Genomic DNA, 25,011 nt, shown 5'->3' on the forward strand with positions numbered 1-25,011 from the left:
ACCCGCCGGCGCCGGGCGCGCGGGACCGCTCCCCCGGTCCTCCGCGCCCGGCCGCACCGCCCCGGTACTCCCCCGAGCCGAAGGTCCCGCCCCATGACCCTGACCGCCACAGCGCCGGTGCCCCCCGCCCGGCCCCCGGCCGCCCAGGCGCCCCCGCGACGACTGCTCGCCCGGCTGTCGCCCTACGCCTACATCGCCCCGTTCTTCGCGCTGTTCGCCGCGTTCGGGCTGTTCCCGCTGCTCTACACCGCGTACGTCTCCCTCTACCGCGTCGAGCTCCAGACCCCCGGCGAGATGGCATGGCGGGGCCTGGACAACTACACCGCGCTCCTGCACGACGACTTCTTCTGGACCGCGCTGCGCAACACCTTCACCATCGGGGTCGTCTCCACCGTGCCGCAGCTGCTCATGGCGCTCGGCCTCGCCCACCTGCTCAACTACAAGCTGCGCGGACGCACCTTCTTCCGCGTCACGATGCTCCTGCCGTACGCCACGTCCGTGGCCGCCGCGACCCTCGTCTTCGCCCAGCTCTTCGGCCGCGACTTCGGCCTGGTCAACTGGGTGCTCGCCCTGGCCGGAATCGGGCCCGTCGACTGGCAGTCCGGGACCGTCGCCTCGCAGATCGCGGTGTCCACGATCGTCACCTGGCGGTGGACCGGCTACAACGCGCTGATCTACCTCGCCGGGATGCAGTCCATCCCCGGGGAGCTGTACGAGGCCGCCGAACTCGACGGCGCCTCGCGGTGGCGGCAGCTCCTCCATGTCACGCTGCCCGGCCTGCGGCCCACCGTCCTGTTCACGATCGTGGTCTCAACGATCGGGGCCACCCAGCTCTTCGGCGAACCGCTGCTGTTCGAGGGGAGCATCTCGGGCGGCATCTCCCACCAGTACCAGACCCTCGGCCTCTACATGTACGAGCAGGGCTGGGGCTACTTCCACCTCGGCCGCGCCGCCGCCATCGCCTGGGTGACGTTCGTCCTCATCGTCCTGCTCGTGCTGCTCAACACCGCGCTGGCACGGCGCCGTTCACGGAAGGGGACCCGCCGGTGAGCGCGCTCCTCACACGACCCCGGTCCGGCCGCGCCGCCGGGACCGCACGTCCCCTCCCCCGCCTCCGCCCGGCCCGGGCGGGCCGGCAGCACCAGGGCGGCCGCCTCGCCTACGCCGTCCTGATCCTCGCGGCGGTGATCTCCGCCTTCCCCTTCTACTGGACGATCGTCGCCGCGACCCGTTCCAACGCGGAGCTCGCCGCGAGCCCGCCGGCGCTGCTGCCCGGCGGCAACCTGGCGCACAACTTCCGCCAGGTGCTCGAACAGGCCGACATCGGAAAGGCGCTGCTCAACTCCCTCGTGGTCTCCGGCTCGGTGACGGTCGGCACCGTCCTGTGCTCCACCCTCGCAGGGTTCGCCTTCGCGAAACTCCGCTTCCGGGGCCGCAACGCGCTGCTCGCGCTCACGATCGGCACGATGATGATCCCGCCCCAGCTCGGCGTCATCCCGCTCTTCATGCTCATCGCCGAGCTGCACTGGGTGAACCAGCTCCAGTCCGTCATCCTCCCGGGGCTGGTCTCGGCGTTCGGGGTCTTCTTCATGCGGCAGTACCTCGCGCAGTCGCTGCCCGACGAGCTGATCGAGGCGGGCCGCGTCGACGGCGCCTCGACGGCGCGGATCTTCTGGAGCATCGTCGTGCCCGTCGCCAGGCCGGGGATGGCGGTACTGGCGATGCTCACGTTCATGGCGTCCTGGAACGACTTCTTCTGGCCGATCATCGCGCTCACGTCGCAGGAGCCCACGGTGCAGGTCGCCTTGCGGCAGTTGGGCGGGGGGTATGTGCACGACCAGTCGGTCATCATGGCGGGCACGCTGCTGGGGACGGTGCCGGTGCTGGTGGTGTTCGGGTTGCTGGGGCGGCAGATCGTGGGCGGGATCATGCAGGGGGCGGTGAAGGGGTAGGGGCCGGTGGTCGTGGTTGCGGCCGGTTGTTGTGTGTGGGTTGTTTTGCGCCTGCGGCGGGCGGTTCTCCCGCCCTCCCGCCCTCCCCCAGCCTTCGGCCGGGGGGACCCCCATCCGGCGCGGTTGGTGCGGGCCTCGCGCGGTTCGTGGTGGGCCGGGGGCGGGGCCTCCGGGGCTGGGCATTCTGTACCGCATATTTATGTGCATGGCGGGCACCTGCGCTCGGTGCCGTCCGTGCCGCACAACACATACACGTCAGCGTCCAGAACGCCCACCCTCCCCCAGTCTTCGGCCGGGGGTGCCCCCAACTCCCCCGCCCCCTCCGTTTCGTTCGGCGACCAACGCCCGGTGGGGAGTGATGGGGTCCACCCCTCCCCACACCGCCGGAAGCTGCCCCCTGCGGGGGAGGTCCCCCCGGCCCCAGGCCGAGCAAGGGTGCGCGCACCGGTGGCAAGGGGCACCTCCCCCGCAGGGGTTGCCTGCGTCACGGCGAGCACGAGGGGTGGGGGCGCACCTTTGTCCTTCGGCGAGCGGCGGAACCGGCGCCTGCTCACCTTCGCCGGCAAGGAGCGGGATGGTTTGGGCGTTTGCTAGGACGCGCGTGCGGCAGCCCCCGACCGCCTCTTCACCACCCTCCGGCCGTCAGCCGCCTGACGATACGGAGGGGGCGGGGGAGGTGGGGGCACCCCCGGCCGAAGGCTGGGGGAGGGTGGATGTTCTGGACGCTGCGGGATATTTGTGTGCGGCACAGACGGCACAACAAGTACCGCCCGACGGTGGTGGCCGCGGGCGGCCATGCGGGGCCGTCGCCGTGGCCGGGGGCCGAGGGGCACGTGCGGTTCCTACCGGCGCCGGGGCCGCGGACCGCGATGGACTGGCCGGTGGACGCGGGCGGTCTGCACGGACTCCTGCTCCGGCTGCGGGACGAACTGCCGGACACCCCGCTGCTCATCACCGAGAACGGCGCGGCGTACGACGACTACGCCGACCCCGAGGGCGAGGTCCACGACCCCGAGCGGATCGCGTACCTGCACGCTCATCTGGCAGCGGTGCACCGGGCGATCGCGGACGGGGCCGACGTCCAGGGGTACTTCCTGTGGTCGCTGCTGGACAACTTCGAGTGGGCCTACGGCTACAGCAAGCGGTTCGGCCTGGTGCACGTGGACTTCGCCAGCCGGCGCCGCACGCCCAAGGACAGCGCCCGCTGGTACACCGGGGTCGTCGCCGCGGGCCGCCTGCCGCCGATATGAGCCGCAGATGCGGACAACCCGGGCCGTGCGACTGCGAGTTGGGCCGCCGCGCGTGTGAGACGGTACGGCCACGGGAAGGTCACGTTCGGACATCGAAGGTGAAGGTGCGGTAAAGCGCACCCCGAACGGGCTGGAGGAGCCATGGTCTACTCGATCGTCCTCGGCGTCGTCATCGTCGCGCTCGGCCTCGGCAGCATCGTCTACACCTTCTGGCACGAGGGCAGCCCGCTGACCCTGCGCCGCGGCGGGGGCGAGCGCCACAACGGAGCCGGATGACCGCCGGCCCGGCTCCCTGCCGGGGAGCCGGGCCGGGTCCGGTCAGTACACCTTGCGGTGGCCGCCGCCGCGCTTGCGCTCGTACATCTCGCGCCCCGCGGCGGAGCGCAGTTTCCACTCGCGCCGCATCTCGGCGCGGAGCCGGGCGTCGGTGCGGGAGGCGATCCACGCGTTCTCACGGAGCAGCTTGCGGTAGCTGTCGAGCCGGCGATGGGTCAGGGTGCCGTCGTCCAGGGCGGCGAGCACCGCGCAGCCGGGCTCGGAGTCGTGGGAGCAGTCCTGGAAGCGGCACGCGCCGGCCAGTGCCTCGATGTCGGAGAACGTCTGGGTGAGACCGGCGTCGGCGTCGTACAGTCCGACCCCGCGCAGCCCCGGGGTGTCGATGATCACCCCGCCGCCCGGCAGCGGCAGCAGGTCGCGGGTGGTCGTGGTGTGCCGGCCCTTGCCGTCGCTGTCGCGGATGGCCTGCACCTCCTGGACCTCACGGCCCAGCAGGGCGTTGGTCAGCGTGGACTTGCCCGCGCCCGACTGCCCGAGCAGCACCGACGTGGTCCCGGCCAGCGCCGTCGCCACCTCCGGCACGCCGTGGCCGGTGGCCGCGCTGACGACCAGGACCTCCACGCCGGGCGCGGCGCTTCGGGCGTCGTCCAGCAGGTGCGCGGGCTCGTCGACGAGGTCGGCCTTGGTGAGGACGACCAGCGGCTGCGCGCCGCTGGTCCACGCCAGCGACACGAAGCGTTCCAGCCGCCCGAGGTCGAGTTCCGCGGCGATCGAGACGGCGATGACCGCCAGGTCGACGTTGGCCGCGAGGACCTGTCCCTCGGAGCGCTTGGAGGAGGTGGAGCGGACGAAGGTGGTGCGGCGCGGCAGCAGGGCGCGTACCGCGGGGCCGGCGTCCGGCGTCTCGTCGACGGCGGCCCAGTCGCCGGTGCAGGCGACCTTCATGGGGTCGCGGGTGAAGACGTCCTCGGTGTCGGCGCGTACGGTCCTCAGACCGCCCGTGCCGTCGGGGAGGACGACGTCGCACAGCCCGCGGTCGACGCGGACGATGCGGCCGGGTGTGAGTCCCCGCTCCGCGTGGACGGCGAAGTCGGAGTCGAATGCGGAGTCCCAGCCGTAGGCGGTGAGCGCGGTGGACGGCTGCGGGACGGATCCGTTGGTCAACGGAGGAGAGCCCTTCGGGAGGGCGGTCGCGCGGGGTTGCGCCGTCGGGTGCTTCGCGACGGGCCGGGTCAGCCGGCGACCGCTGAGGTGAGGTTGATGATCTTCTGGATGCGGGCAGCGCCCATCACGGCGACAGTCATCTCTCCAACACCTCCCGGTTCACTCGCGGTCTGACGGGGACACCCTAGCCGGTGCCCCGGGAGACCCCGCAACCGGTTTTCCGCCGGCGGCTCACGCCGTCTCGGCGTAGCGCTCCCCCGCGTACTCCCGCACCACCGGGACGACGGCCTCCGCCCCGCCGGGCAGCCGGTCGAGGCGCACCAGGGCGAAGGCCTTGTGGCCGTCGACCAGGTAGGAGGGGTCGTCGTGCGGACGGCTGCCGGGCAGCGGCCACACCACCAGCCACGGGCGGATGTCGCCGGTGGTCGGCGGGCGGCCCACCGTGACGGCGGCGATGTCCTGCCAGGAGAGGAACGACTCCTCGCGGGTCACCTCGCGCATCCCGATCCCGGCGGGTCCGACGCGCAGCCTCAGCGGCCTGCGCCAGCGCCGGTACGACCGCCCCGTCAGACAGCAGCAGCCGATCGCGCCGAGCGTCCAGGTGCCGGCCCGCCGCCCGTCGACGAACTGCCGCTCCTCGCCTGGCGTGCGCCGTGACGCCCGGCCGGACGGCGGCTCCGGGCGGTCGCCGCGGCTTCGCCCGCCGTTCACCGAGGGCCCCGCGAGAGCGACTTTGCCCGTTCTTTACAACCGGCCGCGGGGCCGCCTCGTCTCTCCGCCCGATCAGTTGCCAGAGCCCGCCCGTGCCCCGCCCCGGGGCACGGGCGGGAGACGAAGGAGATCGATACATGCGCAGGAGTGTTCTCACCGCCGCTGCCCTGGCGTGCACCGCGGTGCTGGCGGGGACGGCGCCCGCGTTCGCCGACGGGCCGAGCACCCGGCCCGCGCCGGCCCGCAGCAGCGCGCCCGCCAAGGCGCCGTCGGCGGAGCCGTCCGCAGCACCGTCCCCCCGCCAGGTCGGCACGGTGCCTGCGGGCGCGCCCGACACCGGCGTGCAGTCCCCGGCCGCCGCGCAGGGTCCCGACGGCTCGGTGGTGACGGCGGCCGCGGGCGGCCTGCTGCTCCTGGCCGGCGGCACGTTCGTGGTGACGCGGCGCAGGCGCACGACCGCCGGATGACCCCGGGCGCGAGGTGGGCCGCGGCCGTCGCGGTCCTGGCGGTCCTGCCCTGGGCCGGCGGATGCGCGCGCGGGTCCGGTGACGGTCCCGTCGCCGCGCCGCCCGTCGTCTCCGCGCCGCCCGCGGCCGCCCGGACGCATCCGTCCCCGCCGCCTCCGCTCGCCCGCTCGGTCCCGGTGCGGTTGCGGATCCCGGCGATCGGGGTCGACACCCCGGTCATGGAGCTGGGACTGGCCCCGGACGGCACGGTGGAGGTCCCGCCGGTGGCGCGCCACTCGCCCGCCGGCTGGTACCGCCACTCCCCCACGCCCGGGCAGCTCGGCCCGTCGGTGCTGCTGGCCCACGTCACCGTCGGCCGGTTCGGCGACGGGGTCTTCCGGGACCTGGCACGGCTGCGCCCGGGCGACCGGGTCGTGGCCGGGCTGCGGGACGGCGCGTCCGCGCGGTTCACCGTGGACCGGGTGCAGACGGTGGCCAAGGCGCGGTTCCCGACCGAGGAGGTCTACGGCGACGTGGACCGCCCCGAGCTGCGCCTGATCACCTGTGGCGGCCCCCGCACCGCCGACGGGAGCGGATACCGCGACAACGTCGTGGTGTACGCCTCCCTGGCCCCGGCGGGCCGCGACTAGCCGCCGGGCGGCCGGGCCGGTGGGCTGCACGCCCCCGTCCGGCCGCCCGTCGGCACGCCTGCGGCAAGATGAACGACGGAATGTGGAGAGTGTTGAAACGGTCTTCCCGGGACGAAGCGGCGTCCGAACTGTTCGCCGCCCTGTACCCGCGCCTGGCCGGCTGGTGCCGGCGGCTGGTCGACGACGACGAGACGGCCCACGAGATCGCCTCGGAGGCCTTCACCCGGTTGTGGGCCCGCTGGACGAGCGTGGACGAACCGCGCGGCTTCCTCTACGTCACCGCCGCCAACATCGTGCGCGACCACTGGCGGAAGGTGGAGCGCGAACGCCGGGCCATGCGTCGTGCCACCGCGGAGGTCCTCGTCGACGGGCAGGGCGGGGGGCGCGACGGGCAGACCGACCCCTCGGTGCGGATGCTCGTCCAGTCGCTGCCCGAGCGGCTGCGGGTTCCCATCCTGCTCTACTACTACGCCGACATGCCGGTCCGGGAGGTGGCGGCCGCGACGGGACGGAAGGAAGGAACCGTGAAGGCCGACCTCCACGCGGCCAGGGAAATGCTGCGAGCCGGACTCAGGAGAAGCCTTGATCACACCCATTGACGGTCCGGACGAGGAACGCGACCCCGAGCTGAGCGCCCTGCTCGGGCCCGGCACGGTGCTCCTCGGGCCGCCGCCCGGCCGCTTCCGCGAGGTCCGCCGCGCGGCGGCGCGGCGCAGGCTGCTGCGGACGGCCGCGGGAGCGGGGGTGTCCCTGGCGGTGGCGGCGGTGGTCGCCGTACCCCTGCACCTGCTGTCCTCCCCAGGGCAGGGTCCCGCGGTCGGACCGAACGTGCCCGCGGTGTCCGTCCCCCCGGCGGCCGACCCGCCGCCTTCGCCGCCCCCGACGACGTCCCCTGTCCCGGAGCCGTCCGAGAGCCACGGCCCGGACCGCCGCACCGGCTCCCCCGACCCGCGCCGCACCGGCTCCACCGACCCGGGACGCGCCGCCTCCACCGCCCGCCAGTCCCGGTCCGTCTCGGCCACCCCGCTCGGCGACCCCGGGGAGGACGCCCCGGCCGTCTCCCGACGCTGACCGGCGCTGAGCGGCGCTGAGCGGCGCTGAGCGGCGCTGACCGGCACAGTGCGTGTCCGATTCGTTCAAGACGGGCCGGGCGGGGCGCGCCTACGGTTGCGGCATGACTCTTCGTTTCGATGTCGTCGAGATCGTCGTGGCCGACATGGCCGCCTCACTGGCCTTCTACCGCAGGCTGGGGCTGGAGATCCCCGCCGGGGCGGAGGCGGAGCCGCACGTGGAGGCGGCGCTGCCCGGGGGACTGCGGATGGCGTGGGACACGGTGGAGATCGTCCGCTCCTTCGACCCCTCGTGGGAGCCGCCGCAGGGCGGTCACCGGATGGCGCTGGCCTTCGCCTGTGACGCGCCGGAGGAGGTGGACGAGACGTTCGCCGAGCTGACCGGGGCCGGGTACGTGGGGCATCTGAAGCCCTTCGACGCGCCCTGGGGAATGCGGTACGCCGTGGTCCTGGACCCGGACGGGAACCCGGTCGACCTCTTCGCGAGGTTCTCCTAGCGGATACCTGCGAGTGGGTGGGTGCGGGTTCGTCTCGCGTCCTTCGGGCGCACAGCGGCGGGCTGGGGACGGGGAGGGTGGGGCGGCCCTCCTCGGCGCGGTGCGGGTGGGTTCGTAGCGGCGGTTCAGGCCCCGGAGCGGTTCACCTTTCCAGTGGTGCCGGTCTCGTTGCCGTCCGCGGGTGCAGACGGCTGGTTGCCACGCCCACCGTTCGGGGTGCAACGGGCCCTGTTCCGACGTCCATACCGTCGAAAGTGAGCCCGATCTCCTGCCGACCGCCCGGCGGCACCCAGAAGCACGCACCCGCAGACGCGGGTCACGGCGGGCGCGCCCACCACCGGCAGTAGGCGGGGAAGCGGCCAACTGCACCCTTCTCGTCGGGCAGGATCTCGGCATAAGCCAGCCGTGAGTGGTCGTCGATGGCGGCGTGGACATAGTCGTAGCCCAGACCGCGCACTGCGGCCGGTTTGGTGCCACGGCCGTGGGCGCGGTGTCCGCCGCCGTCGGGGATCTTCCCGAGCTTCTTGACGTCGAGATGGATCATGTCGCCGGGACGGGCGTGCTCGTAGCGCTCGGTGCTGGCGCGCGAGGCACGGATGGCCTGTCCGGTCAGCGGGTCGCAGGCCGACAGCGGCGGCACGTGGTGGCGGTGCAAGATGCGGCTGACGGTGCGGGCCGGCACCCCGGTGTGGTCGGCCAGACGCTGGGGTCCGCATCGCAGTTCGCGACGGGCGCAGAGCACCCGCTGTTCGACGTCGGCGGGTGTGCGACGCGGGCACTGGTGAGGGCGGCTGCTGCGGTCGTGGAGCCCGGCCCAGCCCTCGGCCCGGTAGCGGTTGACCCAGCGATGAGCACACTGCCGAGAGACCCCCATCTCCTTCGCCACGTGCGCGACCGGCCGCCCGTCGAGGACGACACGACGCACGAGCAGGCATCTGCCGTGAAAGGTCAGCCGGGCATTAGCGTGGGCCACCAGGACCTCCGAGGTGAGTGAAGACGGCAATCTCCACTACGCCCGGAGGTCCTGCCATGATCAAGCACCGGCCAGCACTGTCACCAACGTGTCGGCCGAGTACACCTAGAGCAGTTCGCCGAGCGGGACGCCGGCGAGGGCGCGGACGTCGCGGGCCAGATGGGCCTGGTCCGCGTAGCCCGCGCGGACGGCGACCTCCGCGAAGGCGTGGCCGTTCCGTGCCAGCTCCAGGGCGCGCTGGAGGCGCAGGATGCGGGCCAGGGTCTTGGGACCGTAGCCGAAGGCGTCCAGGCAGCGGCGGTGGAGCTGGCGTTCGCTGAGCCCGGTGTCCTCCGCGACCGTGCCGACGCGGGCGCCGGCCGCCAGGCTCGCGGCGATCCCCGGGCCCCACGGGGGCGCCGCGTGCCGGACGTCGCGCGCGAGCACCAGGGACTCCAGGGCGGCGGCGGGGTCGGCGGCCGCGGCCACACGCTCGGTGAGCCGGCGTGCCTCGGCGCCGGACCACAGTGCGTCCAGCGGCACGCGGCGGTCGCGCAGTTCGTGCGCCGGCAGTCCGAACAAGGCCGGCCCGACGCCGGGGGCGAAGCGCAGCCCCGCGTAGCGCGTGCCGGGCGGGCTGCCGGAGAGGTGGGCGGTGGTGTCGGGCCCCGCCGCGAAGAGCCCGGTGTCCTCGCCCCAGATCAGGTCGGTGCAGCCGTCGGGCAGCACGCGGGCCGCCCCGGCACCCGCTGTCTTCGTCCACAGCACGGCACCCGGCACCGTCGAGGTCCGTTCCCGGTACACCGCCCCAGCATGACACCGGCCACCGGCACCGCGCCGGGTCCGTGTCAGCCGCGCGGCTGCCTGCCGCCGTCCTTGCCCGGGGGGCGGCGGCCGCGCAGCCGGGACCGTACGTCCTCCGGCGGAAGGAAGCCCGCCCAGCGCTCGGGGAATTCGGCGGGCGGGTCCTCCGGGCCGACCTCGTCGTCCGGGCCCGACTCGAACGCGGCGCGGCGGGCGGCGGCCTCGGCGACGAGGTCGGCGGCGGCGCGTTCCCTGGCCCGGGCGTTCTCCTCGCGGGCGGCCGCGGTCTCGATCGACGGCCACACCCGGTCGATGGCCGCGTTCACGGCCGCTCCGACGAGCACCGCGAAGGCCGACACGAAGATCCACAGCAGCACGGCCACGGGCGCGGCCAGCGAGCCGTAGATGGTCGGGCCCTCGACGGTCTGGGTGAGGTAGATGCGCAGCACGAAGCTGCCCAGGACCCACATCAGCAGGGCGACGGCCGCCCCCGGCATGTCCTCGTACCAGGGCGATCTCACCGGCACGGAGACGTGGTAGAGCGTGGTGAGGAACGCGATCGACAGCACGAGGACGACCGGCCAGTACAGTATCCGGATCACGGCCTCGCTCCATGGCAGGAGCGACACCACCGCGTCCGGTCCGACGACCATCAGCGGCATGACGACCGCGCCGATGACCAGGGCGACGATGTAGAGGAGCAGGGCCAGCAGCCGCGTCTTGACGATGCCGCGCCTGCCCTCCAGCCCGTACATGATCGTGATCGTGTCGACGAAGACGTTGAGGGCGCGCGATCCGGACCACAGGGCGATGACGAAGCCGATGGAGATCACGTCGGGCCGGCCGCCGCCGAAGACGTCGTCGACCAGGGGCCGCATCAGCTGGTCGACGCCCTTGTCGGACAGTACGGTCGCCGCGGCGTCGAGGATGTTGCGGCGGATGTTGTCGATCGTGTCGGTGCCGATGATCCCGTCGACGTAGCCGATGGCGCCGACGAGGCTCAGCAGCAGCGGCGGAAGCGACAGCAGCACGAAGAAGGCGGCCTCGGCGGCGAGTCCGGTGACGCGGTACTCCATGCAGGAGTCGACCGTGTCCTTGAGCAGCAGCCAGCCCACCTTGCGTTTGGACACGTTCCGGTAGAGGGCCCGCGCCCGGTGGAGACGGCCTCGCCTGGGCCGCTCGGGTGTTTCGTCTGCTGCCTGCACGCGCCTACCGTAACCGTCATGAGTCCCCCCACACACACCGTGACCAACCAGCCTCCGCCCCTGGTCGGGTATGACGTGTACGCCGCCGACACCGCCCTGGTGGAGGGGGTGGCGCGGCACGTCGCGCCCGAACTCCGGGAGGAGGTCGACCGGGAGCTCGGCGAGCTCGGCCGGGTCGCCGGTTCGGCGCAGGCGCGGGGGTGGGCGGAGGCCGCCGACACAAATCCGCCGGTGCTGCGCACCCACGACCGGTACGGGCACCGGATCGACGAGGTGGAGTTCCACCCGGCCTGGCACCGGCTGCTGGGGCGGGCGGTCTCGTCCGGTCTGACCGACGCGTGGTCGCGCCCCGGCGGCCACCTGCGGCGCGCCGCGGGTTTCCTGGTGTGGTCGCAGGCGGAGGCCGGGCACGGCTGCCCGGTGTCGATGACGCACGCGGCGGTGCCGGCGCTGCGGGCGGACCCGGCGCTGGCCGAGGAGTGGGAGCCCCGGCTGGGGTCGCGGGTGTACGACCCCCGGCTGGTGGCTCCGGGGGAGAAGCCCGGGGCGCTGTTCGGGATGGGGATGACCGAGAAGCAGGGCGGGTCGGACGTGCGGGCCACCATTACGCGCGCGGAGCCGCTGGCGGAGGAGGGCACGTACCTGCTCACCGGCCACAAGTGGTTCTGCTCGGCGCCGATGTCGGACGCCTTCCTCGTGCTGGCGCAGGCGCCCGGCGGGCTGACCTGCTTCCTGCTGCCGCGGGTGCTGCCGGACGGCTCGCGCAACGTCTTCCTGATCCAGCGCCTCAAGGACAAGCTGGGCAACCGCTCCAACGCCTCGGCGGAGGTGGAGTTCGACGGGACGTGGGCGCGCCGGGTCGGCGAGGAGGGGCGCGGGATCGCGACCATCATCGAGATGGTGTCGGCCACCCGGCTGGACTGCGCGACCGGTTCGGCGGCGCTGATGCGGCAGGCGGTGGCGCAGGCGGTGCACCACGCGGGGCACCGCGGCGCGTTCGGCGGGCCGCTGGTGGACAAGCCGCTGATGCGGAACGTCCTGGCGGACCTGGCGCTGGAGTCGGAGGCGGCGACCACGACCGTGCTGCGGCTGGCGGCGGCGTACGACGCGGACGACGAGCACGAGCGGCACTTCCGTCGGCTGGCGGTGGCGGTCTCCAAGTACTGGGTCACCAAGCGCTGCGCGCCGCTGGTGGCCGAGGCGCTGGAGTGCCTGGGCGGCAACGGCTACGTGGAGGAGTCGGGGCTGCCGCGGCTGTTCCGGGAGTCGCCGCTGAACTCGGTGTGGGAGGGCTCGGGCAACGTGCAGGCCCTGGACGTGCTGAGGGTGCTGCAGCGGGAGCCGCGGGCGCTGAACGCCTTCCTGGGTGAGATCGGCCGGGCGCGCGGAGCGGACCACCGGCTGGACGGGGCGATCACGTCGCTGCTGACGGAGCTGGCCGATCTGGAGGGCGTCGAGGCGCGGGCGCGCCGGGTGGTGGAGCGGATGGCGCTGGTGCTGCAGGGTTCGTTGCTGGTGCGGTTCGCCCCGGTGGAGGTCTCGGACGCCTTCTGCGCCTCGCGGCTGGGCGGGGACTGGGGTGCGACCTTCGGCACGCTGCCGCGCGGCCTGGACCTGGCGGCGATCGTGGAGCGGGCACAGCCGCGGGGGTGAGGGGCGGGTGCGGCGGCGGTCCGCCCGCGGTCCCGGCGGAAGGACCGGGACCCTCGGGGAAACGTTCCGCCGCCGCGCCGCACGGAGGGTGGTGCCGCGCCGACTCGGCACCACCCCCGGTCTCGCCTCACCGTCGCACGGATTCAGGGTTCCGTACGAGTAGCGTGATGCGCCGTCACTGTCCGTCGAGTGCGCGCATATTCGCAACCGTTGCAGACAGTTGCAAGGTATTGGCCGGATATCCCACCGGAGGGACCGCCCCGACGGCACCATATGCACATGGTGTGGCAGCGGAGAACCGGCGCGGCCACTGCCGGGGCGCGCAAAGCGCTGCGCACACGGACGCGGGGAGCACCATGAGCCAGGTTCCGATCGACGCACGGTCGTTGTCGGTCCAGTCCGTCCAGGAACCGCGTCGTTCCGCACGGCTGCTGGCCGGCATGCGGGACGCCGCGCTGGGCGGCGGATCGGGCGGCGCCGAGGCCAGACCGGTCATCCAGGACTCCTGGCGGCGCGCCCTGGACCTCGGTGTCGACCCCGACAACGGCAGTCACGCCGGCATGCTGACCGCCGACGAGATCGAGGTGCGCAGGCGCCGTACCCCGCTGGGCGACGTCATGCCCGCGCTGCGCGACGGGCTGGTCTCGGTCGCCGACGAGGCCCGGCACATCATGGTGGTCACCGACGCCGAGGGGCGGGTGCTGTGGCGGGACGGCAGCCTGGCCGTCCGCAGGAGCGCGGACCGGCTCGGCTTCTCGGAGGGCGCCTCGTGGTCGGAGGAGGCCGTCGGCACCAACGCGATCGGCACCGCCCTGGTCACCGGGCGGCCGGTGCAGGTGCACTCCTCCGAGCACTTCGTACGGGTGCACCACCAGTGGACCTGCGCCGCGGCACCGCTGATAGACCCGCGCGACGGACGGCTGCTCGGCGCGGTGGACGTCAGCGGGCCCGCGGCCGGCATGCACCCCGCGGTGCTGTCGCTGGTGACCGCGGTGACCAAGGTCGCCGAGGCCGAACTGCGCAGCCTGCACTGGGCGGCCGTGGACCGGCTGCGCTCGGTCTCCGCCCCGCTGCTCGCCCGGATGCCGGGACGGGCTGCGGTCGTCGATCCCAACGGCTGGACGGCCGCCGTGACCGGGATGCCGCCGGTGGAACGGATCACGCTGCCTGCCGCGCCGAGCGCCGGCCGCACCTGGGTGCCCGCGCTGGGCACCTGCACCCTGGAACCGCTGCCGGGGGGCTGGCTGGTGCGGGTCGTCCCGCCGGAGGAGGTGGCGCCCGGGGCCGGGCACGTCGTGCTGGACCTCGGCCGGCCCCGTACGTGGACGGTGAGCGTCTCCGGTGCGGCCGGCGGCTGGTCGCAGGAGCTCAGCCCGCGCCATGCCGAACTGCTCTTCGTGCTGGCCCTGCACCGGGACGGCCGCAGCGCCGCGGAACTGGCCGGCGACCTGTTCGGCGACCCCTCCCGCACGGTGACGGTGCGCGCCGAGATGTCCCGCCTGCGCCGCACCCTGGCCGGGGTGCTCGACCACCGCCCCTACCGCTTCGCCGACGGCGTCGAGGTCGCGGTGGTGCGCCCCGACCACCCCGCGGACCTGCTGCCGCACTCGACGGCGCCGGCGGTGCGCGCGGCGCGGTTCGGGAAGTGAGGGGACGGACCCCACGGGCCGCGGCAGCGAGCCGGGGACCCGCCGGGCCCGCGAGGCCGCAGAATGTGGCGCATGAGCACTAGCGTCACGGTGACCACGTGGTCCCTGGAGCAGACCTCCCACGCCGATCTGCGGCCCTCCCTGGAGCCGGACCCCGCGACGTCGGGGGTCCGCATCGTGCGGGCCGAGGTACCGTCCCCGGAGTTCAGCCGATTCCTCTACACGTCGGTGGGCGCGGACTGCGCCTGGACGGACCGCCTGCCGTGGTCGTACGAGCAGTGGCGGGCCTTCCTGGAGCGCCCGGGCGTGGAGACCTGGGTGGCGTACGACCGGGACACCCCGGCCGGCTACATCGAACTGGACCCGCAGGACGACGGCCAGGTCGAGATCGCGTACTTCGGGCTGCTGCCCGCCTTCCGGGGCCGGCGGATCGGCGGGCACCTGCTCTCCGTGGGCATCGCCCGCGCCTGGGACCTGGCGGAGCGCCTGCCGGACCGCGCCCCGACGAAGCGGGTGTGGGTGCACACCTGCAGCCTGGACGGGCCGCACGCACTGGCCAATTACGAGAAGCGCGGCTTCCGCATCTTCCGCACCGAGACGGGGGAAGAGGAGAAGAGGCCCGTGACCGGGCCCTGGCCGGGAGCCCGGTAGGGACCGGCCGGAGGGAAGGGGCGGGTATGGACGTGGTCGGGGTCGGGGCGCTCAACCTGGACCTCATCACAGGGGCGTCCGCCCTGAACGGCAGCCCCGTGCTGGCCCGGCTGGGCGCGCACATGCGGCTGCGGCGGCCGCCGGAGAGCGGCGGCGAGCGCATGGTCGACGAACCGTCCGTCCGCGCCGGCCTGGAGTGGCTGCGCGACGAGGGGGTGCCGCTGACGCCGGAGCCGGGCGGCTCGGCCTTCAACACCCTCCACGCGCTGGGGCGCCTGGGCCGGGGGCTGCGGCTCGGCTACGTGGGCGTCGCCGGCCGGGACCCGTTGGGCGCGGCCGGCCCGCTCGCCGTCCTCGACGGGCTCGGCATCGACCGGCGGCTGGTGGCCACGGACCCGGTCCGGCTGTGCGGGATCTGCCTGTCCGTGCACGACGGAGGGGAACGCACGCTGCTGACCCACACCGGTGCGAACACGCGGATCGCCACCCATGTGCGGGAGCGCTTCCATGAGATCGCCGACTACCTGGCGGCGGCCCGGGCGGTCCACGTCACCTCGTTCCTGGATCCGGACGGCGGGGCGGCGCTGCACCGGCTGCTGGCGGAGGTGCGGCGGCGTTCGCCGCGGACGCTGATCAGCTTCGACCCCGGGCACGCCTGGTCGGCGGAGCCGACCGCCGATGTGCTGGCCATGGCGGCGATGAGCGACTACCTGCTGGTCAACGGGCGGGAGTTCGAGCGACTCGGCCATGTGCGGAAGGGGCGGGAGGGCGTGTCCGTGGTGAAGTACCCGGACCGGGTCGAGGTGCACCGCCCCGGCACCGTGGAGCGCTACGCCCACCGTCCGCTGCCCGACGGGGAGGTCGAGGACGCCACCGGGGCGGGCGACGTCTTCGCGGCGGGTCTGCTGGCGGCGCTGGTCGCGGACCGCGCGCTGCTCGGCGCGGGGGTACGGCTGGGTTCGGCGCTGGCGGGCCACAAGCTGCGGCACGTGGGGACCCGTGGGCACGGTGGATTCCGGGCCATCGCGGCCGATTTCCTGCGGCCGGCGAGCCCTGCCAGGTGACGGACACAACAGACGTCTCGCTATGCGGGATACAGATGTCCACCATGTGGATAACGGTGGACTGGCCCGAGATTCGCGTGACACGCTTTCGACATGTCTCGCACTGGAATCGCCTTGGTAGGTCGGCTGCACGTCGACCTCGGACGCATGTCCAGCGCCATCTGTCAGGCGCGCTGAGCACTCGCCGCCGTCCCGTCCAGGACTGATCCGGCCGTCCCCTGTCTCGCGGGCGCAATGACGCGCCCACGCCATGCGCTGCTCGCAGTGTTCCGGCGTATCCGCAGGCCATGGGGACTCTTTGCGCTACGACCGACTCTTTCCAGCCTGCCAGAAGGACTGCATCTCCATGGCTTCCACGCCTGACCAGCCGAACGCCGCCGCGCCGCGCCGCAAGGTCGGCCGCCACCGCGGCGAGGGCCAGTGGGCGGTCGGCCACATGACGCCGCTCAACGCCAACGAGCAGTTCAAGCGGGACGACGACGGTCTCAACGTGCGGACACGCATTGAGACGATCTACCGGGACCGCGGCTTCGACGCGATCGACGGCGCCGACCTGCGCGGCCGCATGCGCTGGTGGGGCCTGTACACCCAGCGCAAGCCCGGGATCGACGGCGGCAAGACCGCGATCCTGGAGCCGGAGGAGCTGGACGACAAGTTCTTCATGCTCCGCATCCGCGTCGACGGCGGCCGGCTCACCACCGAGCAGCTGCGCGTCATCGGCGAGGTCTCCCAGGAGTTCGCCCGGGGCACCGCCGACATCACCGACCGGCAGAACATCCAGCTGCACTGGATCCGCATCGAGGACGTCGCCGAGATCTGGCGCCGGCTGGAGGCCGTGGGCCTGTCCACCACCGAGGCGTGCGGCGACACCCCTCGTGTCATCCTCGGCTCGCCCGTCGCCGGGATCGCCGAGGACGAGATCGTCGACGGCACCTGGGCCGTCGACGAGGCCCACCGCCGCATCGTCGGCAACAAGGAGTTCTCCAACCTCCCCCGCAAGTTCAAGTCGGCGATCTCCGGTTCGCCGCTGCTGGACGTGGCCCACGAGATCAACGACGTCGCCTTCGTCGGCGTCCGCCACCCCGAGCACGGCCCGGGCTTCGACGTGTGGGTCGGCGGCGGCCTGTCCACCAACCCCAAGATCGGTGTCCGGCTGGGCGCGTGGGTGCCGCTGGAAGAGGTCCCCGACGTCTTCGAGGGCGTCATCTCGATCTTCCGCGACTACGGCTACCGGCGGCTGCGCAACCGCGCCCGGCTGAAGTTCCTGGTCGCCGACTGGGGCGTGGAGAAGTTCCGCCGGGTGCTGGAGGACGAGTACCTGGGGCGCGCGCTGACCGACGGCCCCGCCCCCGACCAGCCGGTCCAGCAGTGGCGGGACCACGTGGGCGTGCACCGCCAGAAGGACGGCCGTTACTACGTCGGCTTCGCGCCGCGCGTCGGCCGGGTGGACGGTGCCACTCTCAGCAAGATCGCGGAGCTGGCCGAGGCGCACGGCTCCGGCCGGCTGCGGACCACCGTCGAGCAGAAGATGATCGTGCTGGACGTGGAGCTCGACCGCGTCGACTCGCTCGTCGCGGGGCTGGAGTCGCTGGACCTGCAGGTGCGGCCCTCCCCCTTCCGGCGCGGCACGATGGCCTGCACCGGCATCGAGTTCTGCAAGCTGGCCATCGTCGAGACCAAGGCGCGCGGCTCCTCGCTGATCGACGAACTCGAACGCAGGCTCCCCGAGTTCGACGAGCCGATCACGATCAACGTCAACGGCTGCCCCAACGCCTGCGCCCGCATCCAGGTCGCCGACATCGGACTCAAGGGCCAGTTGGTGCTGGACGACGACGGCCGCCAGGTGGAGGGCTACCAGGTGCACCTGGGCGGCGCGCTGGGCCTGGAGGCCGGGTTCGGCCGCAAGGTCCGCGGCCTGAAGGTCACCGCGGACGAGCTGCCCGACTACGTCGAGCGTGTCCTGAAGCGCTTCCAGGCCGAGCGCACGGACGGCGAGCGCTTCGCGCAGTGGGTGACGCGGGCGAGCGAGGAGGCGCTGTCGTGAGCGAGCGTGCCGCACCGTTCCACTGCCCCTACTGCGGGGACGAGGACCTTCACCCCGCGGAGCAGGGGCACGGCGCCTGGGAGTGCCGGTCGTGCAACCGCGCGTTCCAGCTGAAGTTCCTGGGCCTGCTGGCCCGGGGGCTGCGGACCGGGACCGGCGAGGGAGGCCCTTCGTGACCACCGCGCAGCGGGACACCGCGGACGAACTGCGGACGCTGGCGGAGCAGGCCGGCCGTGACCTGGAGGACGCCCCGGCGCCCGAGATCCTGCGCTGGGCCACGGGCATCTTCGGCTCGCGGTTCTGCGTCACGTCCTCGATGGAGGACGCGGTCGTCGCCCATCTGGCCTCGCGCGTCGCCCCGGGCGTCGACGTCGTCTTCCTCGACACCGGCTACCACTTCCCGGAGACCATCGGCACCCGTGACGCGGTCGCCGCCGTCATGGACGTGCGGGTCATCACGCTGACCCCCCGTCAGACCGTTGACGAGCAGGACGCCGAGTACGGGCCGAAGCTCCACGACCGCGACCCCGACCTGTGCTGCGCGCTGCGCAAGGTCAAGCCGCTGGAGGAGGGACTGACCGGCTATGACGCCTGGGCGACCGGCCTGCGCCGCGACGAGTCCCCCACCCGGGCCGGCACCCCGGTCGTCGGCTGGGACGCCCGGCGCGGCAAGGTGAAGGTCTCCCCCATCGCCCGCTGGACGCAGGACGACGTGGACTCCTATGTCGCCGAGCACGGGGTGCTCACCAATCCGCTGCTCATGGACGGTTACGCCTCGGTCGGCTGCGCCCCCTGCACCCGCCGGGTGCTGGAGGGCGAGGACGCCCGGGCCGGCCGCTGGGCGGGCCGGGGCAAGACCGAGTGCGGGCTGCACGGCTGATGACGACGGAACGGATCTCCCGGGAGGGGCGGATGAGTGTGACGGACGCGGGCGCCACGGTGTGGCTCACCGGTCTGCCGAGCGCGGGCAAGACCACGATCGCCCGGTCGCTGGCCGCCGGGCTGCGCGGCGAAGGGCACCGCGTGGAGGTCCTGGACGGCGACGAGATCCGCGAGTTCCTCTCCGCGGGCCTCGGTTTCGGCCGCGAGGACCGGCACACCAATGTGCAGCGGATCGGTTTCGTCGCCGAACTCCTCGCCTCCAACGGGGTAAAGGTGCTGGTCCCGGTCATCGCGCCGTACGCCGACAGCCGGGAGGCCGTCCGCAAGCGCCACGAGGCGCGGGGCACGGCGTACCTGGAGGTGCACGTGGCCACGCCGGTGGAGGTCTGCTCCGTACGCGACGTGAAGGGCCTGTACGCCAAGCAGGCCGCGGGCGAGATATCCGGGCTGACCGGTGTCGACGACCCGTACGAGGCACCGGAGATCCCCGATCTGCGGATCGAGACCCAGGACCACACCGTCGAGGACTCGGCGGCGCTGCTGACGGCGCTGCTGGTGGAAAGGGGACTCCTGTGAGCTGGGGGCACCTCCCGGCGACAGCCGGGGGAGTACGTGCGGCTACCGGGCCGCACCCGACCGGCCAGAGGCACGTTCGCCGCGCGGGCGGAGATGGGGGCACCACCCAGGCGCGAGCTCTGGGGGAGATCGAAGGGGACACAGCGTGACCACGGTAGTCGCGGTCGACGAGAGCACCGGCAATCCCTTCGCGCTGTCGCACCTGGACGCGCTGGAGTCGGAGGCGGTGCACATCTTCCGAGAGGTGGCGGGCGAGTTCGAGCGGCCGGTGATCCTCTTCTCCGGCGGCAAGGACTCCATCGTCATGCTCCATCTGGCGCTGAAGGCCTTCGCCCCGGCGGCGGTCCCCTTCTCGCTGCTGCACGTCGACACGGGCCACAACTTCCCCGAGGTGCTGGAGTACCGGGACCGCACCGTGGCCGAGCACGCGCTGCGGCTGCACGTCGCCTCGGTGCAGGACTACATCGACGACGGCCGGCTGCGCGAGCGCCCCGACGGCACCCGCAACCCGCTGCAGACGGTGCCGCTGACCGAGGCCATCCAGGAGCACCGCTTCGACGCCGTCTTCGGCGGCGGCCGCCGTGACGAGGAGAAGGCCCGCGCCAAGGAGCGGGTGTTCTCGCTGCGTGACGAGTTCTCCCAGTGGGACCCGCGCCGCCAGCGCCCCGAGCTGTGGCAGCTCTACAACGGCCGGCACGCCCCCGGCGAGCACGTGCGCGTCTTCCCGCTGTCCAACTGGACCGAGCTGGACGTGTGGCAGTACATCGCCCGTGAGGGGATCGAGCTTCCGGAGATCTACTACGCCCACGAGCGCGAGGTGTTCCGGCGCGGCGGCATGTGGCTGACCGCGGGCGACTGGGGCGGTCCGAAGGACGGCGAGACGGTGGAGACCCGTCTGGTCCGCTACCGCACGGTGGGCGACATGTCCTGCACCGGCGCGGTGGACTCCGACGCCGCCGGCATCGACGCCGTCATCGCCGAGATCGCCGCGTCGCGGCTCACCGAGCGGGGCGCCACCCGGGCCGACGACAAGCTCTCCGAGGCCGCGATGGAAGACCGCAAGCGCGAGGGGTACTTCTAGCCATGACCACCGGTACCACCGCCGCCGAGCAGCTCTCGGCCACCTCCCTGCTGCGCTTCGCCACCGCGGGCTCCGTCGACGACGGCAAGTCCACGCTGGTGGGGCGGCTGCTGCACGACTCCAAGTCGGTGCTCGCCGACCAGTTGGAGGCCGTCGAGCTGGCCTCCGCGCGCCGCGGGCAGGACGCGCCGGACCTGGCGCTGCTCACCGACGGCCTGCGCGCCGAGCGCGAACAGGGCATCACCATCGACGTGGCCTACCGCTACTTCGCCACCCCGCGGCGGCGGTTCATCCTGGCGGACACCCCGGGGCACGTGCAGTACACGCGGAACATGGTGACCGGCGCCTCGACCGCCGAGCTGACCGTGGTCCTGGTCGACGCCCGCAACGGCGTCGTGGAGCAGACCCGCCGGCACGCGGCGGTGGCCGCGCTGCTGCGGGTGCCGCACGTGGTGCTCGCCGTCAACAAGATGGACCTGGTCGACTGGTCGGAGCCGGTCTTCGCGGCCATCGCCGAGGAGTTCACCGCGTACGCGGCCTCCATCGGCGTCCCGGAGGTCACCACGATCCCCATCTCGGCGCTGGCCGGCGACAACGTCGTGACCCCGTCGGCGAACATGGACTGGTACGGCGGCCCGACGATCCTGGAGCACCTGGAGACCGTCCCCGTCGGCAGCGACCCCGGCGCGCAGCCAGCGCGCTTCCCCGTGCAGTACGTCATCCGCCCGCAGACCGCCGAGCACCCGGACTACCGCGGCTACGCGGGGCGGATCGCCTCGGGCGTGCTGCGGGTCGGCGACCCGGTGACGGTGCTGCCGTCCGGGCTGACGAGCACGATCAGCGGCATCGACCTGCTCGGCGCCCCGGTCGACGTGGCATGGGCCCCGCAGTCGGTGACGCTGCTGCTCAGCGACGATCTCGACATCTCGCGCGGCGATCTGATCGCGCCCTCCGGCACCGCCCCGGCGACCACCCGGGAGGTCGAGGCGACCGTGTGCCATCTGCACGAGCGGCCGCTGGCGGTCGGCGTGCGCGTGCTGCTGAAGCACGGCACGCGCACGGTCAAGGCGATCGTGCAGCGGCTCCCGTACCGGATCGACCTGACCCGGGGGCTGGAGCACCAGGACGATCCGGGCGAGTTCGGCGTCAACGACATCGGCACGGTGGTGCTGCGCACCTCGGAGCCGCTGCCGCTGGACGCGTACGCCGACTCGCGGCTCACCGGCTCCTTCCTGCTGATCGACCCGGCGGACGGCACCACGCTGACCGCCGGCATGGCCGGCGAGGCCTTCGCCGCCCGCACCGCCACGGCCGCCGCGGACGCGGCCGGCGAGGACGAGGGGTGGGACTTCTGATGGCGTTCGACGACGCCTTCGCGGGATTCGCCAAGGAGGGCGGTCGCGTCGGCAGCGGCTGTCTGGGCAGCGGCACGGGCGGTGTCACGCGATGTGCGCGCTGACCCCGGCCGAGCACCGCACTCACGCCGCGCAGGCGGCACCGCACCGACGACCACCAGACAGCCACCACCCCGGCGCGCCCTAGAGGGCGCGAGCCGGGGCCATCGAGAGGATCGCCTCCCGTGACTGCCGATCGCACCACCGCCCCGAGAACGTCCGCCCGTCGCCGCCTCATAGCGGGCGCCGCCCTTCTGCCCCTGCTGGCCCTGGCCGCCTGCGGCTACGGATCCGAGAAGAAGGACGACACCACCAACGCGGCCGCGAGCAGCGGCACCAGCAAGAAGTTGTCCGCCTCGACGGTGAAGATCGGCTACTTCGCGAACCTCACCCACGCCACCCCGCTGGTGGGCCTGAAGGAGGGCTTCTTCGCCGACGAGCTGGGCTCGGGCACCACGATCAAGGAGTCGGTCTTCAACGCCGGGCCCGCCGAGATCGAGGCCCTCAACGCCGGTTCGATCGACATCGGCTGGATCGGCCCCTCCCCGGCGGTCAACGGCTGGACGAAGTCCGGCGGCAAGAGTCTGAAGATCATCTCCGGTTCGGCCTCCGGCGGCGTCAAACTGGTCGTCAACCCGGAGAAGATCACGTCGCTGAAGGACGTCAAGGGCAAGAAGATCGCCACCCCCCAGCTCGGCAACACCCAGGACGTGGCCTTCCTCAACTGGATCTCCGAGCAGGGCTGGAAGGTCGACGCCACCAGCGGCAAGGGCGACGTCTCCGTGGTCCGCACGGACAACAAGGTGACACCCGACGCCTACAAGACCGGGTCGATCGACGGCGCGTGGGTGCCCGAGCCCACCGCCTCCAAGCTGGTCGCCGAGGGCGCGAAGGTGCTGCTGGACGAGAGCGACCTGTGGCCGGACAAGAAGTTCGTCATCACCAACGTGATCGTCTCCCAGACGTTCCTCAAGGAGCACCCGGACGTCGTCGAGGCCGTGCTGCGGGGTTCGGTGAAGACCAACGCCTGGATCAACGCCAACCCGGACAAGGCGAAGGCCGACGCCAACGCCCAACTGGAGAAGCTCTCCGGCAAGCCCCTGCCCGCCGACGTCATCGACCCGGCGTGGAAGAGCATCCAGGTGATCGACGACCCGCTGGCGTCCACCCTGCAGACCGAGGCCGACCACGCCGTCACCGCCGGCCTGCTGGAGAAGCCCGCCCTCAAGGGCATCTACGACCTGTCGCTCCTCAACAAGATCCTCAAGGGCGAGGGCAAGACCGGGATCGACGACGCCGGTCTCGGCGGCTGACGTCCGGCAGAACAGATGAAGCCCGCAGCCCCAGCCCTCAGGAGGTGACGCCATGGCCACCGCACTCACCAAGCAGCCCGCCGTGACGGTCGACGCGGCCCCGTACGCCGCACGGCTCGAGCACGTCTCGAAGTCCTTCGGCCGTCCCGGCGCGGAGACGCACGTGCTGGACGACATCAGCATCGACGTCGCCCCGGGCGAGTTCGTCTGCCTGCTGGGGGCCTCGGGCTGCGGCAAGTCCACACTGCTCAACCTGGTCGCGGGGCTGGACGGGACGACCGCCGGGGGCATCGAGACCCCCGGCGGCCGCCCGGCCCTGATGTTCCAGGAGCACGCCCTGTTCCCGTGGCTCACCGCGGGCAGGAACATCGAACTGGCCCTGCGCATGCGCGGCGTGCAGCGCGCCGAGCGGCGCCCGGAGGCCGAGCGGCTGCTGGAGCTCGTCCGGCTGAAGGGCGCGTACGGCAAGCGGGTGCACGAGCTGTCCGGCGGCATGCGGCAGCGCGTCGCGCTGGCCCGGGCGCTGGCGCAAGACAGCCAGCTGCTGCTGATGGACGAGCCGTTCGCCGCCCTCGACGCCATCACGCGCGACGTCCTGCACGAGGAGCTCACCCGCATCTGGGCCGAGACCCGCCTGTCGGTGCTCTTCGTGACCCACAACGTCCGCGAGGCGGTGCGGCTCGCGCAGCGGGTCGTGCTGCTCTCCTCGCGGCCGGGACGGATCGCCCGGGAATGGACGGTCGACATCCCGCAGCCGCGCCGCATCGAGGACTCGGCGGTCGCCGAGCTCTCCGTGGAGATCACCGAACACCTCCGGGGGGAGATCCGCCGACATGGCCAGCACTGAGACGAAGGCGCACACCGCGCACACCGGCGACCTCGCGGGGCTGGAGGCCGGGCTCGACGCCCTGGAGACCCGGTCCGCCACCCGCGTGCCGTTGGCCCGCGTACTGCTGCAGAAGGCCGTTCCCCCGCTCGTCGCCATCGCGCTGGTGCTGGTGGTGTGGCAGCTCGCGTACCACTTCGAGGTCAAACCGCACTACCAGCTGCCCAGTCCGGCGGAGGTCGGGCGCGCTCTGCAGGACAAGTGGCTCGACGGCACGCTGCTCGGCTACGTCTGGACCAGCCTGTCGCGCGGCGCGCTGGGCTTCGTGGCCTCCGTCGCGATCGGCACGCCGCTCGGGCTGCTCGTGGCGCGGGTCCGGGTGGTCCGGGCCGCGATCGGGCCGATCCTGTCGGGTCTGCAGTCGCTGCCGTCGGTGGCGTGGGTGCCCGCGTCGATCATCTGGTTCGGGCTGTCGGACGCCACGATCTACTGCGTGGTGCTGCTGGGCGCGGTGCCCTCGATCGCCAACGGCCTGGTCGCGGGCGTCGACCAGATCCCGCCGCTGTTCCTGCGGGCCGGCCGTACGATCGGCGCCACCGGTGTCCACGCGGTGCGGCACGTACTGCTGCCGGCCGCCCTGCCGGGGTACCTCGCGGGCCTCAAGCAGGGTTGGGCCTTCTCCTGGCGCTCCCTGATGGCCGCCGAGCTGATCGCCACCTCCCCCGACCTCGGCGTGGGCCTGGGCCAGTTGCTGGAGCAGGGCCGTGAACTGTCCGACATGCCGAGCGTGCTGGCGGCGATCCTGCTGATCCTGGTCGTCGGCATCGGCATCGAGCTGCTGGTGTTCGCGCCGCTGGAGCGTACGGTGCTGCGCAGCCGCGGCCTGCTGGCACGGGGCTGA

General features: G+C 73.0%; 26 protein-coding genes and 2 pseudogenes. 23 read left to right on the plus strand and 5 right to left on the minus strand.

Translation table 11 applies throughout. The features are described from left to right. Positions 1-93: 93 nt before the first annotated feature. From PV342_RS02790 to PV342_RS02805, 4 genes and pseudogenes are all read left to right on the plus strand, one after another. A complete protein-coding gene (locus PV342_RS02790) occupies positions 94-1,050 on the plus strand; it encodes a carbohydrate ABC transporter permease (protein WP_500315734.1) in 957 nt (318 codons plus the stop codon). Next, on the plus strand, positions 1,047-1,952 hold the full coding sequence (locus PV342_RS02795) for a carbohydrate ABC transporter permease (protein WP_500315735.1): 906 nt from the start codon (positions 1,047-1,049) through the stop codon (positions 1,950-1,952). The genes PV342_RS02790 and PV342_RS02795 overlap by 4 nt, the downstream gene beginning before the upstream one ends. Positions 1,953-2,710: 758 nt before the next feature. Next, positions 2,711-3,202: pseudogene (locus PV342_RS02800) on the plus strand (family 1 glycosylhydrolase); the annotation flags it as partial. Positions 3,203-3,343: 141 nt separating this feature from the next. Then, positions 3,344-3,478, plus strand: a complete 135-nt coding sequence (locus tag PV342_RS02805; protein ID WP_018563125.1) for a hypothetical protein — start codon at positions 3,344-3,346, stop codon at positions 3,476-3,478. A gap of 42 nt (positions 3,479-3,520) precedes the next feature. On the opposite strand, the gene rsgA is transcribed toward PV342_RS02805, so the two are convergent. Continuing rightward, entirely contained in the window at positions 3,521-4,642 is a 1,122-nt protein-coding gene (gene rsgA, locus PV342_RS02810; protein ID WP_386986981.1) for a ribosome small subunit-dependent GTPase A, read from the minus strand. A 231-nt stretch (positions 4,643-4,873) separates the two neighbouring features. Continuing rightward, entirely contained in the window at positions 4,874-5,353 is a 480-nt protein-coding gene (locus tag PV342_RS02815; RefSeq protein WP_500315736.1) for a hypothetical protein, read from the minus strand. Positions 5,354-5,490: 137 nt separating this feature from the next. Here PV342_RS02815 and PV342_RS02820 point away from each other — a divergent pair, with 137 nt between their 5' ends. From PV342_RS02820 to PV342_RS02840, 5 genes are all read left to right on the plus strand, one after another. Then, positions 5,491-5,820: an LPXTG cell wall anchor domain-containing protein gene (locus PV342_RS02820; protein WP_500315737.1), complete on the plus strand. Its 330-nt coding sequence runs from the start codon at positions 5,491-5,493 to the stop codon at positions 5,818-5,820. Then, positions 5,817-6,449 (plus strand): class F sortase, encoded by a 633-nt coding sequence (locus PV342_RS02825; RefSeq protein ID WP_400795907.1) that lies wholly within the window; start codon positions 5,817-5,819, stop codon positions 6,447-6,449. Before PV342_RS02820 ends, PV342_RS02825 begins: the two co-directional genes overlap by 4 nt. A gap of 80 nt (positions 6,450-6,529) precedes the next feature. Continuing rightward, positions 6,530-7,048, plus strand: a complete 519-nt coding sequence (locus PV342_RS02830; protein WP_386986993.1) for an RNA polymerase sigma factor — start codon at positions 6,530-6,532, stop codon at positions 7,046-7,048. Continuing rightward, positions 7,032-7,520, plus strand: a complete 489-nt coding sequence (locus PV342_RS02835) for a hypothetical protein (protein WP_386986995.1) — start codon at positions 7,032-7,034, stop codon at positions 7,518-7,520. The genes PV342_RS02830 and PV342_RS02835 overlap by 17 nt, the downstream gene beginning before the upstream one ends. A gap of 103 nt (positions 7,521-7,623) precedes the next feature. Next, positions 7,624-8,016, plus strand: coding sequence for a VOC family protein (locus tag PV342_RS02840; protein ID WP_018563131.1), 393 nt, complete (start codon positions 7,624-7,626; stop codon positions 8,014-8,016). Positions 8,017-8,383: 367 nt separating this feature from the next. On the opposite strand, the pseudogene PV342_RS02845 reads toward PV342_RS02840, so the two are convergent. The 3 genes and pseudogenes from PV342_RS02845 to PV342_RS02855 all read right to left on the minus strand — a co-directional run. Then, a pseudogene (locus PV342_RS02845) lies at positions 8,384-8,989 on the minus strand (leucine zipper domain-containing protein); the annotation flags it as partial. A gap of 105 nt (positions 8,990-9,094) precedes the next feature. Beyond that, positions 9,095-9,772 (minus strand): helix-turn-helix transcriptional regulator, encoded by a 678-nt coding sequence (locus tag PV342_RS02850; RefSeq protein WP_500315738.1) that lies wholly within the window; start codon positions 9,770-9,772, stop codon positions 9,095-9,097. A 44-nt stretch (positions 9,773-9,816) separates the two neighbouring features. Next, positions 9,817-10,977, minus strand: a complete 1,161-nt coding sequence (locus PV342_RS02855; RefSeq protein WP_329185089.1) for a YihY/virulence factor BrkB family protein — start codon at positions 10,975-10,977, stop codon at positions 9,817-9,819. 18 nt (positions 10,978-10,995) lie between these two features. Here PV342_RS02855 and PV342_RS02860 point away from each other — a divergent pair, with 18 nt between their 5' ends. From PV342_RS02860 to PV342_RS02925, 14 genes are all read left to right on the plus strand, one after another. Continuing rightward, positions 10,996-12,630 carry an acyl-CoA dehydrogenase family protein gene (locus PV342_RS02860; protein WP_500315739.1) on the plus strand — a complete coding sequence of 545 codons (1,635 nt, stop codon included), beginning with the start codon at positions 10,996-10,998 and terminating at the stop codon, positions 12,628-12,630. A gap of 356 nt (positions 12,631-12,986) precedes the next feature. Then, positions 12,987-14,279, plus strand: a complete 1,293-nt coding sequence (locus PV342_RS02865) for a helix-turn-helix domain-containing protein (protein ID WP_400795895.1) — start codon at positions 12,987-12,989, stop codon at positions 14,277-14,279. A 72-nt stretch (positions 14,280-14,351) separates the two neighbouring features. Next, positions 14,352-14,930 carry a GNAT family N-acetyltransferase gene (locus PV342_RS02870; protein ID WP_026251735.1) on the plus strand — a complete coding sequence of 193 codons (579 nt, stop codon included), beginning with the start codon at positions 14,352-14,354 and terminating at the stop codon, positions 14,928-14,930. Positions 14,931-14,956: 26 nt separating this feature from the next. After that, on the plus strand, positions 14,957-15,994 hold the full coding sequence (locus PV342_RS02875) for a carbohydrate kinase family protein (protein WP_500315740.1): 1,038 nt from the start codon (positions 14,957-14,959) through the stop codon (positions 15,992-15,994). Positions 15,995-16,087: 93 nt separating this feature from the next. Continuing rightward, positions 16,088-16,171, plus strand: coding sequence for a putative leader peptide (locus tag PV342_RS02880; protein ID WP_324603893.1), 84 nt, complete (start codon positions 16,088-16,090; stop codon positions 16,169-16,171). Positions 16,172-16,340: 169 nt separating this feature from the next. Beyond that, positions 16,341-18,038, plus strand: a complete 1,698-nt coding sequence (locus tag PV342_RS02885) for a nitrite/sulfite reductase (RefSeq protein ID WP_018563138.1) — start codon at positions 16,341-16,343, stop codon at positions 18,036-18,038. After that, on the plus strand, positions 18,035-18,214 hold the full coding sequence (locus PV342_RS02890) for a hypothetical protein (RefSeq protein ID WP_018563139.1): 180 nt from the start codon (positions 18,035-18,037) through the stop codon (positions 18,212-18,214). The genes PV342_RS02885 and PV342_RS02890 overlap by 4 nt, the downstream gene beginning before the upstream one ends. Further along, positions 18,211-18,918 (plus strand): phosphoadenylyl-sulfate reductase, encoded by a 708-nt coding sequence (locus tag PV342_RS02895; protein WP_500315741.1) that lies wholly within the window; start codon positions 18,211-18,213, stop codon positions 18,916-18,918. Before PV342_RS02890 ends, PV342_RS02895 begins: the two co-directional genes overlap by 4 nt. A gap of 32 nt (positions 18,919-18,950) precedes the next feature. Further along, positions 18,951-19,496 carry an adenylyl-sulfate kinase gene (gene cysC / locus PV342_RS02900; protein ID WP_500315742.1) on the plus strand — a complete coding sequence of 182 codons (546 nt, stop codon included), beginning with the start codon at positions 18,951-18,953 and terminating at the stop codon, positions 19,494-19,496. Positions 19,497-19,641: 145 nt separating this feature from the next. Further along, on the plus strand, positions 19,642-20,577 hold the full coding sequence (gene cysD, locus PV342_RS02905) for a sulfate adenylyltransferase subunit CysD (protein ID WP_386987020.1): 936 nt from the start codon (positions 19,642-19,644) through the stop codon (positions 20,575-20,577). A gap of 2 nt (positions 20,578-20,579) precedes the next feature. Further along, positions 20,580-21,932, plus strand: a complete 1,353-nt coding sequence (locus tag PV342_RS02910) for a sulfate adenylyltransferase subunit 1 (RefSeq protein WP_400795882.1) — start codon at positions 20,580-20,582, stop codon at positions 21,930-21,932. Between the two features lie 224 nt (positions 21,933-22,156). After that, a complete protein-coding gene (locus PV342_RS02915) occupies positions 22,157-23,284 on the plus strand; it encodes an ABC transporter substrate-binding protein (protein ID WP_386987025.1) in 1,128 nt (375 codons plus the stop codon). A 52-nt stretch (positions 23,285-23,336) separates the two neighbouring features. Next, on the plus strand, positions 23,337-24,131 hold the full coding sequence (locus PV342_RS02920) for an ABC transporter ATP-binding protein (RefSeq protein ID WP_500315743.1): 795 nt from the start codon (positions 23,337-23,339) through the stop codon (positions 24,129-24,131). Continuing rightward, positions 24,118-25,011 carry an ABC transporter permease gene (locus tag PV342_RS02925; protein WP_386987030.1) on the plus strand — a complete coding sequence of 298 codons (894 nt, stop codon included), beginning with the start codon at positions 24,118-24,120 and terminating at the stop codon, positions 25,009-25,011. The genes PV342_RS02920 and PV342_RS02925 overlap by 14 nt, the downstream gene beginning before the upstream one ends.

The organism is Streptomyces sp. PA03-3a (assembly GCF_033792735.1).
In the GTDB taxonomy this organism is placed as follows: Bacteria; Actinomycetota; Actinomycetes; order Streptomycetales; family Streptomycetaceae; genus Actinacidiphila.

What these genes read in the sequence shown, in the direction of transcription:
- PV342_RS02875 (WP_500315740.1), top strand. Translation starts at nt 14,957, where the DNA reads ATGGACGTGGTCGGGGTCGGGGCGCTCAACCTGGACCTCATCACAGGG.
- PV342_RS02885 (WP_018563138.1), top strand. Translation starts at nt 16,341, where the DNA reads ATGGCTTCCACGCCTGACCAGCCGAACGCCGCCGCGCCGCGCCGCAAG.
- PV342_RS02830 (WP_386986993.1), top strand. Translation starts at nt 6,530, where the DNA reads ATGTGGAGAGTGTTGAAACGGTCTTCCCGGGACGAAGCGGCGTCCGAA.
- PV342_RS02880 (WP_324603893.1), top strand. Translation starts at nt 16,088, where the DNA reads ATGTCTCGCACTGGAATCGCCTTGGTAGGTCGGCTGCACGTCGACCTC.
- PV342_RS02840 (WP_018563131.1), top strand. Translation starts at nt 7,624, where the DNA reads ATGACTCTTCGTTTCGATGTCGTCGAGATCGTCGTGGCCGACATGGCC.
- PV342_RS02865 (WP_400795895.1), top strand. Translation starts at nt 12,987, where the DNA reads ATGAGCCAGGTTCCGATCGACGCACGGTCGTTGTCGGTCCAGTCCGTC.
- PV342_RS02820 (WP_500315737.1), top strand. Translation starts at nt 5,491, where the DNA reads ATGCGCAGGAGTGTTCTCACCGCCGCTGCCCTGGCGTGCACCGCGGTG.
- PV342_RS02910 (WP_400795882.1), top strand. Translation starts at nt 20,580, where the DNA reads ATGACCACCGGTACCACCGCCGCCGAGCAGCTCTCGGCCACCTCCCTG.
- cysC (WP_500315742.1), top strand. Translation starts at nt 18,951, where the DNA reads ATGAGTGTGACGGACGCGGGCGCCACGGTGTGGCTCACCGGTCTGCCG.
- PV342_RS02860 (WP_500315739.1), top strand. Translation starts at nt 10,996, where the DNA reads ATGAGTCCCCCCACACACACCGTGACCAACCAGCCTCCGCCCCTGGTC.
- PV342_RS02870 (WP_026251735.1), top strand. Translation starts at nt 14,352, where the DNA reads ATGAGCACTAGCGTCACGGTGACCACGTGGTCCCTGGAGCAGACCTCC.
- PV342_RS02925 (WP_386987030.1), top strand. Translation starts at nt 24,118, where the DNA reads ATGGCCAGCACTGAGACGAAGGCGCACACCGCGCACACCGGCGACCTC.
- PV342_RS02790 (WP_500315734.1), top strand. Translation starts at nt 94, where the DNA reads ATGACCCTGACCGCCACAGCGCCGGTGCCCCCCGCCCGGCCCCCGGCC.
- PV342_RS02805 (WP_018563125.1), top strand. Translation starts at nt 3,344, where the DNA reads ATGGTCTACTCGATCGTCCTCGGCGTCGTCATCGTCGCGCTCGGCCTC.
- PV342_RS02920 (WP_500315743.1), top strand. Translation starts at nt 23,337, where the DNA reads ATGGCCACCGCACTCACCAAGCAGCCCGCCGTGACGGTCGACGCGGCC.
- PV342_RS02825 (WP_400795907.1), top strand. Translation starts at nt 5,817, where the DNA reads ATGACCCCGGGCGCGAGGTGGGCCGCGGCCGTCGCGGTCCTGGCGGTC.